Consider the following 12987-nt stretch of genomic DNA (forward strand, 5'->3'; position numbering starts at 1 on the left):
TTTTGCACCGAAGCATTGTCGTTTTCCGCTCTGGCTGCAGCGGGGGGCTGCAGCCTAAATCCCCCCGAAACGACCGCGCGCCCGATGAACGGGCCGGCAGGCGTCGTTCATCGGGGAGGAAAATATGCCATCTTCACGCTGCCTCATGCTGGCTGCAGCCGCGGTGCCGGCACTGTTCGCTACGCCGGCCTTCGCGCAGAACGGCGCCCAGCCCGCCACGGCGGGAGAGAGCAGCGATCCGGTGGCGATCCAGGACATCGTCGTGACCGCCCGGCGCAAGGCGGAAAGCCTGCAGACCGTGCCGATCGCGATCACCGCGCTGAGCGCGGACAGCGTGCGTGAGCGCAATATCCAGACCGCGGCGGATCTCCAGAAGATCGTGCCGTCGCTGAGCGTCGCCACCGCTGTCAATCGCACCACCGAATCTTTCTCGATCCGCGGACTCGGCGCCAGCCAGGGCGCGCAGGTGGCGACCACCGCGGTGAATTCGGTGCAGACCTATTTCAACGAGGTGCCGGGGCAGGCCGGCGTCGGCAGCTATTATGATCTTCAGAACGTGCAGGTGCTGAAGGGGCCGCAGGGCACGCTGTTCGGGCGCAATACCACCGGCGGCGCGATCCTGTTCGAGACGCGGCGGCCGACCTTCTCGACCGACGGCTATATCCAGGTGCAGGGGGGCAGCCACGGACTTTATGGCGTGGAAGGCGCCGTCAACCTGCCGGTGATCCAGGACGTGCTGGCGATCCGCATCGCGGGCGTCGAATATCATCGCGACGGCTTCACCACCAACTATGCATCGCGCATCAACGCCGACAACAGCTTCACCAGCCTCGGCACGCAGAAGCTGGACGATCGCGACTATCAGAGCGGCCGCATCTCGATCCTGTTCCAGCCGGCGAGCAACCTGCGCAACACCACCATCTACAATTATTTCCAGAGCAATCGGAACGGCGACGCCGCGGTGCTGCGTACCTTCAACCGCGATGCGGTGTTCGCGGCGGACCTGCGCGCGGCGCTCCCCGCATCGGTGGTGAGCGCCTTCGGTCTCACCAACCCGCTGCCGCTCACCCTGGCCGGCGGGCCGCCGACCTCCGGTCTTTCGACGGATTTCGTCAACACGGTGCTGGCCGCGAAAGCGGCGGGCCGCTTCAGCTTCTTCTCCGACGCGACGCTGGAGGCGATCCAGGCGCGGCAGGATGCGTGCGGCATACGCTGCGTGTTCGACGGGTTCCTGCAAAATTACCATGCCAAGACGCATCTCGTCTCGAACCTGACGGATTGGACCGTCTCGGACACGCTCACCGTCCGCAACATCTTCGGATACAGCCATCAGCAGTCGCGCTATGCGTTCGACTATGAAGGCACGCCGCTGGACCTGATCGGAATCAAGAACACGAAGGCGGACGGCAATCTCCTGGCGCAGGATAATTTCAGCGAAGAGCTGCAATTGCAGGGGCACAGCTTCGACAACATGCTGGACTGGGTCGTCGGCGGTTTTGCGGAATGGAGCCGGCCCGGTGGCAAATCCCAGACGATTTCCTCGACGATCGGCGGGCTGAACGTCCAGCGCCCGGTATCGTTCGGCCATACCTATGCGATTTTCGCCCAAGGGACGCTCGACCTGCGGGGAATCCTGCCGGGCCTCAAGTTCACGGCGGGCGGACGCTATACGTGGGACAAGCGGGCGGGCACCGCGCAACAGTTCAACCCGATCACCGGCAATTGTTCGCTGGGCGGCGCGCCGGGCAACGGCAAACCGTTCAACGACGAGACTTGCCGTTTCGATCAGTCGAAGAAGTTCCGGCAGCCGACATGGACCTTCTCGCTCGATTACCAGGCGACGCGCGATCTGCTTTTCTATGCGACGTCGCGGCGCGGCTACAAGCCGGGTGGGTTCAACTTCGGAGCGCCTTCGGATCAATATCTGACTTATGATCCCGAAACCGTGACCGATCTCGAACTCGGCGCCAAGACCGACTGGAGCCTTGGCGGCGATGCGAAGCTGCGGGCGAACGTCGCGGTCTACAAGAACTGGTACAACAACATCATCCAACAGACCGGCATCACCGTGAACGGCCAGGCGACGTCGGTGATCGTCAACGGCGGCAAGGCGAGCATCAAGGGCGTTGAGTTCGAAGGTGCGCTGATACCCTTTGCCGGCTTCGAACTGACCGGCTTCTACAGCTATACCGACGCCAAATATGCGTCTTCCTCGCCTCTGGTCTTCACCTTCTCGCCCAAGAACAAATATAATCTGAGCGCACGCTACGAACTGCCGCTGCCGGAAAGCGTCGGCCGGGTCATCCCAAGCGTCAGCTATTCGCATCAGAGCAGCTTCTACGGGCTCAACACGCCGCAAGTGCCCTATGCGAAATTGCCAGGATACGGCACGCTCGACGTGCGGGTCGACTGGAACCAGATCGGCGGAAAACCGCTGGACGCGTCCTTCTTCGTGACCAACGCCACCAACAAGCATTATGTGCAGGGCCGCCTCACCACCTATGCCTCGCTGGGCGTCGTCGCCGACACCTGGGGCGAACCCCGCATGATGGGCGTCCAGCTGCGCTATCGCTTCGGAACTTCTGCCACGCGCTGAGCGCTTAGTCATCGGCTCCCACTTGGAGGCCCGGCCCGCTGCCGGGCCTTCTTTTTTTGGGAAGCTGGCCGGCCATGCTGTTAGTTTTTGTGCCGTCCTCTGTCAGCTTTTGCCATGTCGAGCGCTCCGCGCGGGGCTTACGCCATTCACAGGCGTCCAAAGACCAAGCGGAGAGAGAGTCATGGCAAGCGCTCCACAGGAAAAACTGGTTTCCGTCGACTCGCACGTCTTCTTCACCGACGAATGGGTGACGCCGCGGCTGCCCGAGCGGCTGCGCCAGACATGGGTGGACGGCAACAAGCGGTATCAGCAGCTCGAGCTCGACAAGCGCGGCGGCTTCATTCCCGACATCGTCGACATCATGGATCCCTATGCCTGGAACGATCCGGGCCATTATGAACCGCACGCAAAACTGAAGGCGATGGACCGCGACGGCGTGTTCGCCGAGGTGATCTTCCCAGAGGTGGGCGGCGCCAAGATGTGCGGCCCGTCGATCATGGGCCGGGACTGGCAGGAGATGCTGTCCGGCTTCAACGACGCGATCGGCGATTTCGCCTCGATTGACACGGAGCGTCTGCTCTGCGCCTATCAGCTGCTGCCTTATGACGTCGACGCGTCGATCAAGGAGGTGGAGCGCATCGCGAAGAAAGGCGCGCGCTGCGTGCAGCTGCCGTCCTTCCCGAGCGAGATCGGCCTCAAGGATTATTATCACGAGGATTATGACCGGCTGTGGGGCGCGCTCCAGGAAACCGGGCTCACCATCCTCAACCATCTCGACAATAACGAGAAGAGCTACGAACATATCAAGCGCGATCCGACCCCGCAGAAGGGCATCGCGCTCGGTCTGCCGAGCCTCGCGCTGGCCGAGACCATCGCCTTCTGGATCCTGCCGGGCACGATGGAGAAATTCCCGAAGCTCAAGGTGATGTTCGTCGAGCCGGGGCTGGGCTGGCTGCCCTTCCTGTTCGACACCGTGCTCGACGGGCGCATCGTCCAGGGGCATTACAAGTTCCCGAATCTCAAGCTGCTGCCCAGCGAATATTTCAAGCGGCAGATGGGCGCGACCTTCATGTACGAGCCGCTCGGCCTCAAATATTGCTATGAATATTTCGGACCGGACTGCCTCTACTGGTCCACCGACTTCCCGCATCCGGCGACCTCCTGGCCGAATTCCCGCGAACTCATGGAGAAGCAATTCTCCGCTGCGGGTGTCTCGGCCGAGGACCGCAGGAAGATCACCTGCGACAATGGTCTCAGGATGTTCGCACTGAAATGAGCATGGCCGCCGGCGCGTCCGCCGGCCGGGGCTGGGCGATCGTGGCGGCGATGTTCGTCACCACCATGCTCAGCGTCGGCACCACGCTCTACGCCTTCGGCGTGCTGGTGAAACCGATCAGTGCCGAACTGGGGCTGTCGCGCGCCGCGGTGAACATGGGGCTGGTGCTGCTCCAGCTCGGTGGGGCCGTGGCCGGCCCGATGATCGGGAGGATGATCGACCGCGCCTCGGCCCGCTGGATACTGGTCGTCGCCGGATTCCTGTTCGCAGGCGCCTTTGTCGCGATCGCGTCGACCAGCAATCTCTGGGTGATCGCCGTCGCGCTGCTGGTGCCGCTCGCCTTCGGCTGGGTGGCGACGGGATCGCTGATCGGCACGACCCTGGCGGTGCGCTGGGTGCGCGACCGGCGGGCGCTGGCGATGGGCATCATCGCCGCGTCCACCTCTGCCGGCGGCCTGGTGGTGGTGCCGCTGGTGGTCTGGCTCGTCTCCCATGTCGGCTGGCGCGCAGCGATGATGATCGAGGGGATAACCGTCGGCGTCGTAGTGGTGCTGCTGGCGCTGCTGGTGGTACGCGACTGGCCGGATGGGCCGACGGAAGACGCGGGCGCGCGCACGGCGACATCGCGCACAGCGCCGATCCCTGTCATGCATTTCCTGCGACTGCGCAATTTCTGGCTGGTGGCGCTAGCCGCCGGCACGCTGATGGCGGTGGATCAGGCGCTGCTCGCCTCGCTCATTCCCTTCGCCACCGATGGCGGGCTGAGCCTGGTCGAGGCCGGTTTCCTGATGTCCTGTCTGACCGGCGCGGGCATTGCCGGCAAGCTCGCCATCGCCGCGCTAGCCGATCGCGTCGACAAGCGGCTGCTGTTCTGCGTCATCGCTCTCTCCAACGCCGCCTTCCTCGCACTGTTGCTGGGCGAGCCGCCTTATGCGGTGCTGCTGCCGGTGTGCTGCGTGATGGGGCTGGTGCTGGGCGGGACGATCCCGGTCTGGTACGCGCTGATCGCGGACCTGTTCGGGGCGCGCTCCTTCGGCAGCGTGATGGGTGCGATGGGGCCGATCTCGCTCGCGCTCTCGATGACGGCGATGCGCTTCGTCGGCGCGAGTTACGACGCGCACGGGGATTATGCGCAGGCGTTCCGGATCTTCCTGGCGGCCTCGCTGCTGACCATATTGCTCATCTTCCTGGCGCGCATGCCGGCGCGCGGCGAACCGGGTGGAGGGGACCGTCCCGCACTGGCGGGTTGAGCGAGCCCCCGTTTCGGACGACCGGTTCAAGCGCTTTTTGCACGCGGCGCGCGCAGCGGCTATGGCGGCGCCATGACGGCGGGCGGCATATATTCGGGATGAGATGGAAGAACGGAAGCCGATGATCGAGCGCAAGACCCACTGCCCGGCCGGCGGGCGGCTCCGCTAGGTGGCACGGCGATCCGGCAAGGCGATGCGCGCATCGGGCGAGGAGGGGGGCGCCGGGCTGCCCGAAACGCGCCGCCGCGCGATCCAGGAGATTGCCGGCACCTTGTTCGCCAGCCGCGGCTACGAGGCGACGTCGATGCGGGATCTCGCCGCTGCGGCCGGCCTGATGCCCGCTTCGCTCTATCACCATTTCTCTTCCAAGGAGGAGCTGTTCGTATCGGTGGCCGGCGAAAGCGTCGCCAAGATGCAGCGCGCGCTCGAGGCGGGGATTGCCGGCGTCGAGGATCCATGGGCGCGGCTGGAGGCGGCGCTGATCGCGCATGCCGAGGCGCTGCTCGACCGCAGCGGCTTTCGCGTTCTCGTCGTGCTCATGTATCCGCCGGGCCTCAGCGAGCAGGCGCGCGAGACGCTGGGCGTGCAGCGAGAGCCCTATGAGCGGATCTTTCGCGAGCTGCTGGCGGCCGTGCCCTTTCCCGAGGGCGTCGACCGCGCCATCCTGCGCAAGCTGCTGCTCAGCATGATGAACAGCATTTCCATCTGGTATCGGCCGGAGGGATCGGCGAGCCCGCGCGACATCGCGCACCAGATCCTGCTGATCCTGCGCCACCGGGCGGCGGAGGCTTGAGCAAGGCCTGGCAGGCCGTCGAAAATCAGCCCCGCGGTTTCGGGCGATAGGCGATCTCGAAAATCGCGGTGAGCAAGATCATCAGGGCAATGCCTTCGATCACTTGCAGGATCAGCATCTTCCACGTGGTGTGATCGACCGCGACGAAGAACTGCATGTTGGGGATGACGACGAAGAAGCCGCCCCAGATACCCCACCAGATCGCCGGCCCCATGCCGCGCCCCGGATAGACGCGCAGGAACAGATAGCAGAACATCGGCATCTGCAGCAAATAGGTAAGGAACAGGAAGGGCAGCAGCGGCATGATGTCGGCAGGCGGCCGCGACGGATAGTCCGCCGCCGGATAGTCGCCGAACAGCACCGGCGCCAGATGCTGGTGGAAGGCGATATCGAGGACGAAGATCAGGATCGACGCGATGATCGTGACGATCAGGAATCGTGCCCATTGCACGGGTGCGGCCATTTCGGGTTCCTCTCTGTCGTTGTTTTCGTCATGCTGAAACGAGTTCAGCATGACGCATTTTATGGAATACCCGCTTCTTTCGCGTGAGCGCCTGCGAAATTATAGTTCGAAGAAGTTCGGGAAGCGCTTCAGCAACTCGCCGATCTCATTGTCGGAGATGTTGAATTCGAAGCCTTCCTCGTCGCCCCGGCGGCGATAGCCGTAGATGTTGAGCCAGGTCCAGCCGGGCGTGCCGTTCTCGGGAAAGACTTCCCAGGTGAGGTGGCAGAGCGCGCTGTCCGCGGAGACGGGGACGACCTTGAAATCCTTGAGGCGGATGTCGGAGCCGACGCCGGTCCGCTCGAAACGCGCGACCTGGCCGGTGCAGGCTTCGTCGGCGGTCGCCCGGTCGTCGAAGGTGTGGACCCCGCCATTGGTAAAGGAGATATAGGGAAACAGATAATGACCGGCGATCGCGCGGCCGTCCTTGTCCAGCATCGCCTGGCCGTAGCTTTTGCAAATCGCCTCGGGGCCCTTCATCATCTTCTCCTGTGTGGTGAATTCTATTCGGTCGCGGCAGGCGCGAGGCTGCGCACGATCTGCGCGGCGGCGGCGTCCACATAATCGCGCGGCATCGGCGCTTCGCTGAGCATCATGCGGAAGATCACGCTGCCGCTGATCATGTCGAACAGCGTGTCGACGTCGATACCGTCGCGGATCAGCCCGGCGGCCTGCCCCTTGGCGACGATGGTGCGCAGTTCGCCGCGTGTGGCCTCCTCCAGCCGGTTGAACTGGTCGCGTAGCGCCGCATCCGACTGCGCGCTGGCCAGCACGCCGAGCACCGCGGCCTTCATCCCGGGCCTGCCGTAGAAGCTTGCTGCCTGCGCGAATATCGCGCGGATCTGTGCCGCCAGCCCCTCCTGGACGACGATGTCGGGCAGGCCCTCGGCGCCGTCGCCGGTTGCGATCTCGGCGGCGAGATGCGCCTTGGTCGGCCAGCGGCGGTAGATGGTCGGCTTGCCGATGCCGGTTTCCTGCGCGATCGCCTCGAAGCTCAGTGCCTCATAGCCCTTTTCGGCGAGCAGCCGCCGCGCAGCGCCGATCACGCGGGCATCCACCTCCGGATCGCGCGGCCGGCCCCGCGCGCGAGGCGCGGGGAAGGCAAGCACCGCAGCGCGCGGGTTCATGACCGGATCAGCCGGTCGAGGCGTCGAAGGTCCACTGCCAGTGGCCGTCGGGCGGCCCATCCTGGAAGCTGAACTCCTCGCGTATGTCCGCGATCTGCCAGTCGTAATAATCTTCCCAGCGGATCATGAAGATCGGCTTCTTCTGCTTGGCGCCGAGCGCGCGGCCCATTGCGAGGGATTCGAAATAGGCGGGCAGGATCACCGGATAGTGGCAGGCGGCACGCATCATGCTGGTCGAGCAGAGAAACATGCCGTGGCGGCTGATCTCGGCCGCGAACTCCAGCTCGAAATAGTTCATATTGGCGATCATGTGCGCGGTGACGAGCCCCATCTCGCCGACCGGGCTCGGATCGAGGCCGGTGACCATATGCTCGATATCGTGCACTTGCACGCGCCGCTTGTTCATATATTCATAGTCGTTGCGCGGCTCGCCGGTGAACATGAAGTCGAGCTGGTAGCCGGTCTCCTCGATGAAATCGTGGATGCGCCGGCCGAGCGTGCCGGCGGCATAGCCCTTCACCGTCTCGATGCTGAGATCGGAGACGAAGCGGCTGTCGATCCAGTCGCCGAATTCGGGGATGCGCTTCTTCTCCGATTCCAGCATCTCCATCAGCCGCGGCACGTCGATCACCTCGCCGAAAGCGCGGTTGATCTCGGGGATCAGGAAGGCGGCCGGCAGGTCGTGCCCGTCGCGCTTCAGCCCCATCTGGGCGTAGAGATCGCGGAACAGCGGATTGTTGAGATATTTGGAGTTGCTGATGAGCACGCTGCTCGTCACCGGCTCCTTGCCACCCTTCATGTAGATGGCTTCGGATTCGGCCAGCTTGAATTCGACGGCTGTCGCCATGGCTGCTCTCCTCTTCCTGTCTCGTTCAGTCGATCGCGACGACGGTTGCGATCTCGATCAGCAGCGCGCCCAGCGCCAGCCGTTCGACGCCGATCATCGAGGACGCGTTGGGCGGGAAGGGCTTGCCGTCGAGCGCGACGTTCATCGCGCCGACGAATTGCTGGAAGCGCTCGTCGGTGAGGCCGACGACATAGAAGGTCTGGCTCACCACGTCGGCCGGCGTCGCGCCGATCGCGGCGAGCGCCTTGGCGACGTTCTGGAAGGCGTGGACCACCTGATCGTGGAAGCTCTCGCCCTGCACCTGGAAGCTGGCGTCGAGCGCGGTCTGGCCGGCGACGAAAGCCAGCCGCTTGCCGGCCGGCGGCACGGAGATCTGGGCGAAGCCGTCGAGCTTGAAGAGGCTGTCGGGGTTGATGTGTTCGACGGCCATGAGCGAGTCTCTCCTGTAGCGGTGCCGGGTTCGGCCTTGCCGCACGGGATATACGTTCCGCCCCGGATCGTAAATTGCGGGTGGCTGCGAACTGCCGTTGAAAAGGGCCACGCTTTGGAGAAGCGGACGCGTTGTTGCCGACGGCCATCGATGGTGGCCCGCGAACCCGACATGCTCCACCCTCGCTTGATCCCGCCGCGGCCATGGGCGAGCAGGAGGGAGCCGTAGGAGGATGGGATGACGATGAGGCTGGAGGATATCGAGCGGATCAAGATGCTGAAGCATCGCTACATGCGCATGCTCGACAGCGGCGACAGCGACGGGCTGCGCGATTGCTTCGTGGCAGAGGCGACGATCCGCTACGAAGGCGGCAGCTATCTGTACGAAGCCGCCGGCCGCGACGAGATCGTCGGGCTGCTGAGCCAGATGCAGAACAACCAATATGTCGGCATGCACCTGGCGCTGATGCCCGAGATCACCGTGCACGACGCGGACACCGCCGAGGGCCGCTGGTACATGATCGACTGGGCGTTCAACCTCGCCACCAACCGCGAGACGCAGGGCGCGGCCTTCTACCAGGATCGCTATGTGGTGCGGGACGGCGAATGGAAGATCCTCCACAGCGGCTATGTCCGCGCCTATGAGAAGGTCGAGTATCGCGACACGCCGATCGACCTGCACAGCCATTTGTTCGCGAAGTTCGACCCGCCGATGGAGGGCGGATCGCTGCCGAAGTAGATTTGGTCAGGCGGAGAGGGTGTCGAAGCGCGGCCCCTCTCTCCGTTCGTTCCGAGCGAAGTCGAGGGACCGTTCGAGCGCAGTCGAGAACAGCACCGTCGCCGGCCTCGGCTTCGCTCGGCCTGGCCCTCGACTTCGCTCGGGACGAACGGGAGAAGGGCTGAAGCGATCCCAGCAGAACGACTTATGGTACGATCACGGGCACCGGCGACCTATTCTTCGCACTCTTGGCCAGCGCCTTGTCGAAGCTCAGAAACGCCGAGCACCCTTCGGCCTTGGCGAGATGGAGCGCGTCGGCGAAATCCATGCCGTCGCGCATCCATTCGATTGCCAGCGACAAGGCCGCAGGATCTTCGACGGTCACACCCGGCAGGCCCGCCAGCCCGGCCAGTCCGTCCGCCACCCGAGCCGCCGGAAAACGATAGCCGCTGCGCAGCACCCATTCGCTTTCCAGGAAGACGGTGGCCGAAATAAAGATGTCGCCGGCTGCGATTGCCGTCCGCGCCGCGGCCGCCTGAGCCGGATCGTCCGCGGTCAGGAAGCGGACGACGATATTGGTGTCAATCGCGCGCACGCCGTTCCGCCTCTCGGGCGATCGCTTCGTTCATCTCGTCGATCGACAGGGCTGGGCCGTCATGCCGCATCGATCCGAACATCGTCTCGACGTCCGAAGGCGGGAAAAGGGGGCTCGCTTTCAGCAACACTCCATCCGGCGTATCCTCGACGGTGAGCTTGGTGCCGGGCGTCCAATGGCGCAGATCGCGAATCGCCTTCGGCAGGATCACCTGTCCCTTGGTCGAGATTATCGTCGTCAGCCGATCATGCTTGCCCATGGGAATGCTTCTTGAGGTAAGACTGTAGTAAGATAAGAAACCTGAGGACTCTGCGCAACCCCGATCGCCACGCCCGCGAAAGCAGGGGCGACGTCTTTTACGCTCCGCCGCCGAGTGCCTTGTAGAGCGCGATCGCCTGGTCCGACCGCGCGGATTCCGCGTCGATCGCGGCGCGTTCGGCGGTGAGATAGGCGGTCTCCACGGTCAGCAGCTCGATCAGGTCTGCCTCGCCGGCACGGTAGCGCTGGCGGGCGAGGTCGAGCGCGGCGCGCTGGGCGTCGCGGGCGGCGCGGCTTTGGGCGCGGGTGCCGCCGGCGCGGGCGAAGCGGTTGGCGGCGGTCTCGCTGTCGGAGAGCGCGCCGAGCACGGCCGCTTCATAGGCGGCTGCCGCACCCTCGGCCCGAGCCTTGGCACCGCGGATCTGGGCGCGGATGCGGCCGGCGTCGAAGATCGGCCAGTGCAGGGTCGGGCCGAACTGATAGCGCATGCTGCCATTGGCGGTGAGATCGCCGGGCGAGCGGCCCTGCTGCCCGATCGAGCCGAGCAGCGAGAAGCTGGGGAAGAGATCGGCGGTGGCGACGCCGATATCCGCCGTCGCCGCGGCGAGCCGCCGCTCGGCGGACACGATGTCGGGCCGGCGGCGCAGGAGATCGGATCGCAGGCCGCGTGCGATCACGTCCGGCGCGCTCGGGATCGGTGCCGGCTCCAGCAGCTTCGGATCGAGGCCTTCCGGCGGCCTGCCGGTGAGCAGCGCCAGCCGGTAGGCGGCGGCGTGGACATCGGCCTCGGCGCCAGGCAATTGTGCCGCCGTCGACCGCGCCTCGCCATCCGCTCGCTCGGCATCGAAGCGCGATGCCTCGCCCGCGCGGAAGCGCTGGCGGGTGAGATCGGCGATCTTCGCCTGTGCGTCAGCGTCGCTCTTCAGGCTGGCATGGAGCGCCTGGGCCGCGCGCAGATCGATATAGCTGCGCGCGACCTCGGCATGGACGCTGACCATCGTCGCGCGGCGATCCGCATCGGCCGCGGCCATGCGGGCTTCGGCGCCCTCGATCGTGCGGCGCGTCTTGCCCCACAGGTCGATCTCCCAGCTCGCGTCGAAGCCGACGTCGTAGAGATCGAGATCGCGCGAGAAGCCCGGGATCTTGCCGATCGGGATCTGGCCGTTCTCGCTCAGCCGGTTGGTGGTCGCCGATCCGCTGGCGTTGACCTGGGGCAGCAACCCCGCGGCGGCGGACGCCCGGTCGGCGCGTGCTTCTGCCAGCCTGGCGCGGGCGGAGCGGATGTCGAGATTGGCGGCGTCTGCATCGGCGATCAGGCGGGCGAGCGTGGGATCGCCGAAGCTTTCCCACCAGCGCACATCCACCGGATCGCTGGAGCCGGGCTCCACCCACGCGGGCGCGGCCGCGACTTTCGGCGGCTCGCGATAGCTCGGCCCGACGGTGCAGGCGCCGAGCGTCAGCAGGAGGAGGAGGGCAGAGGCGCGGGCCATGGGATCACTCCATCCGGGCGCGGAACAGCCAGGCGCCGAGGCTCAGCGTCACCGCCGCGATGATCAGCAGGGGATAGATGCGCGGCAGCACGTCGGCGGCCGGCATCGCTTTCAGGAAGAGTCCGTCGACGATCTCGAGGAACCAGCGCGAGGGATCGGCGAGGCTGACCACCTGCAGCCAGCCGGGCATATTGTCGATCGGGCTGGCATAGCCGGAGAGCAGGATCAGCGGCACGGTGATCAGGAATGCGCCGAGAAAGGCCTGCTGCTGGGTCTGCGACGCGGCCGAGATGGCCATGCCGACGCCGATCAGGGCCAGCAGGAACACGAACAGGGACAGATAGAAAAGCAGCACGGATCCCGTGAACGGTACGCCGAAAACGAGCTGCGCCACCACCAGATAGACCGTCCCGTTGATCAGGCCGACCGCGACCGGGGGCGCCATCTTGCCGATCAGTATCTCGTGGACGCGGAGCGGCGAGACCATGAGCTGATCGAAGGTGCCGAGCTCGCGTTCGCGCGCCACGGACTGGGCGGTGACCGAGATGCCGCTGACCGCGCCGATCATCACGATCAGGCTGGGCAGGGTGAACCAGAGATAATCGAGATTGGGATTGAACCAGTTGCGGATGATGCTGCCGCCTGTCGACGACGTCGTTGTCGGGCGGAGCACCGCGCCCGTGGCCTCCGCGATGCGCTGGAGATAGCCGCCGACGATCTGCGCGGCATTGGATCGCCGGCCGTCCAGCACGACGCCGGCGGTGGCGGTCTCGCCGCGCGCGACCTTCGCGTCGAAATCGGAATCGAGCACGATCGCCGCGATCACCTTGCGATTGTCGATCGCATCGCGCAGCGCGGCCTCCGATCGCAACGGCACGACGCTGCCCACATTGGGGCTGCCGGCAAGCTGCGAGGCAAACTCGACCGCGGCGCGACCGCCGCTACGATCGAGCAGGCCGACGTCGAAATTCTTGACCTCCAGCGTCGCAGCCATGCCGAAGACGAAAAGCTGGAGCAGCGGCGGGACGAACAGCACCATGCGCGCCCGCGGATCGCGCAGGATCGCCCAGAATTCCTTGATCGTCATCGCGCGCAGCCGACCCATC

Annotated in this window: 14 protein-coding genes; 5 read left to right on the forward strand and 9 right to left on the reverse strand. The window is 65.3% G+C overall.

Translation table 11 applies throughout. From position 1 onward, the window contains the following. Window positions 1-124 precede the first annotated feature (124 nt). The 4 genes from GQY20_RS12180 (at window position 125) to GQY20_RS12195 (ending at window position 5915) form a co-directional block, all read left to right on the forward strand. On the forward strand, window positions 125-2596 hold the full coding sequence (locus GQY20_RS12180) for a TonB-dependent receptor (RefSeq protein ID WP_157217377.1): 2472 nt from the start codon (window positions 125-127) through the stop codon (window positions 2594-2596). Between the two features lie 181 nt (window positions 2597-2777). Further along, the gene (locus GQY20_RS12185) at window positions 2778-3872 is read left to right on the forward strand and encodes an amidohydrolase family protein (protein WP_157217378.1); all 1095 of its coding nucleotides are present in this window, start codon (window positions 2778-2780) and stop codon (window positions 3870-3872) included. Next, complete coding sequence (locus tag GQY20_RS12190) at window positions 3869-5122, forward strand: MFS transporter (RefSeq protein ID WP_157217379.1); 1254 nt, start codon at window positions 3869-3871, stop codon at window positions 5120-5122. The genes GQY20_RS12185 and GQY20_RS12190 overlap by 4 nt, the downstream gene beginning before the upstream one ends. Window positions 5123-5291: 169 nt before the next feature. Then, window positions 5292-5915 (forward strand): TetR/AcrR family transcriptional regulator, encoded by a 624-nt coding sequence (locus GQY20_RS12195; RefSeq protein ID WP_157217380.1) that lies wholly within the window; start codon window positions 5292-5294, stop codon window positions 5913-5915. Between the two features lie 25 nt (window positions 5916-5940). On the opposite strand, the gene GQY20_RS12200 is transcribed toward GQY20_RS12195, so the two are convergent. From GQY20_RS12200 to GQY20_RS12220, 5 genes are all read right to left on the reverse strand, one after another. Then, entirely contained in the window at window positions 5941-6378 is a 438-nt protein-coding gene (locus tag GQY20_RS12200; RefSeq protein ID WP_157217381.1) for a hypothetical protein, read from the reverse strand. A gap of 99 nt (window positions 6379-6477) precedes the next feature. Beyond that, entirely contained in the window at window positions 6478-6897 is a 420-nt protein-coding gene (locus GQY20_RS12205; protein ID WP_232476024.1) for a hypothetical protein, read from the reverse strand. Window positions 6898-6920: 23 nt separating this feature from the next. After that, the gene (locus GQY20_RS12210) at window positions 6921-7544 is read right to left on the reverse strand and encodes a TetR/AcrR family transcriptional regulator (protein WP_198350937.1); all 624 of its coding nucleotides are present in this window, start codon (window positions 7542-7544) and stop codon (window positions 6921-6923) included. A gap of 7 nt (window positions 7545-7551) precedes the next feature. After that, entirely contained in the window at window positions 7552-8391 is an 840-nt protein-coding gene (locus GQY20_RS12215) for a Coq4 family protein (protein WP_157217384.1), read from the reverse strand. A 25-nt stretch (window positions 8392-8416) separates the two neighbouring features. Beyond that, window positions 8417-8821, reverse strand: a complete 405-nt coding sequence (locus tag GQY20_RS12220) for a RidA family protein (protein WP_157217385.1) — start codon at window positions 8819-8821, stop codon at window positions 8417-8419. A 237-nt stretch (window positions 8822-9058) separates the two neighbouring features. On the opposite strand from GQY20_RS12220, the gene GQY20_RS12225 reads away from it, so the two are divergent. Next, window positions 9059-9559: a nuclear transport factor 2 family protein gene (locus GQY20_RS12225; RefSeq protein WP_157217386.1), complete on the forward strand. Its 501-nt coding sequence runs from the start codon at window positions 9059-9061 to the stop codon at window positions 9557-9559. 184 nt (window positions 9560-9743) lie between these two features. On the opposite strand, the gene GQY20_RS12230 is transcribed toward GQY20_RS12225, so the two are convergent. From GQY20_RS12230 to GQY20_RS12245, 4 genes are all read right to left on the reverse strand, one after another. After that, window positions 9744-10133 (reverse strand): type II toxin-antitoxin system VapC family toxin, encoded by a 390-nt coding sequence (locus GQY20_RS12230; protein ID WP_157217387.1) that lies wholly within the window; start codon window positions 10131-10133, stop codon window positions 9744-9746. Beyond that, entirely contained in the window at window positions 10120-10392 is a 273-nt protein-coding gene (locus GQY20_RS12235; protein WP_157217388.1) for an AbrB/MazE/SpoVT family DNA-binding domain-containing protein, read from the reverse strand. Before GQY20_RS12235 ends, GQY20_RS12230 begins: the two co-directional genes overlap by 14 nt. 97 nt (window positions 10393-10489) lie before the next feature. Then, window positions 10490-11881, reverse strand: a complete 1392-nt coding sequence (locus tag GQY20_RS12240) for an efflux transporter outer membrane subunit (protein ID WP_157217389.1) — start codon at window positions 11879-11881, stop codon at window positions 10490-10492. 4 nt (window positions 11882-11885) lie between these two features. Then, window positions 11886-12986: an ABC transporter permease gene (locus tag GQY20_RS12245; protein ID WP_157217390.1), complete on the reverse strand. Its 1101-nt coding sequence runs from the start codon at window positions 12984-12986 to the stop codon at window positions 11886-11888. Window position 12987 lies beyond the last annotated feature (1 nt).

The sequence above is a fragment of the Flavisphingomonas formosensis genome (assembly GCF_009755815.1).
GTDB lineage: Bacteria > Pseudomonadota > Alphaproteobacteria > Sphingomonadales > Sphingomonadaceae > Flavisphingomonas > Flavisphingomonas formosensis.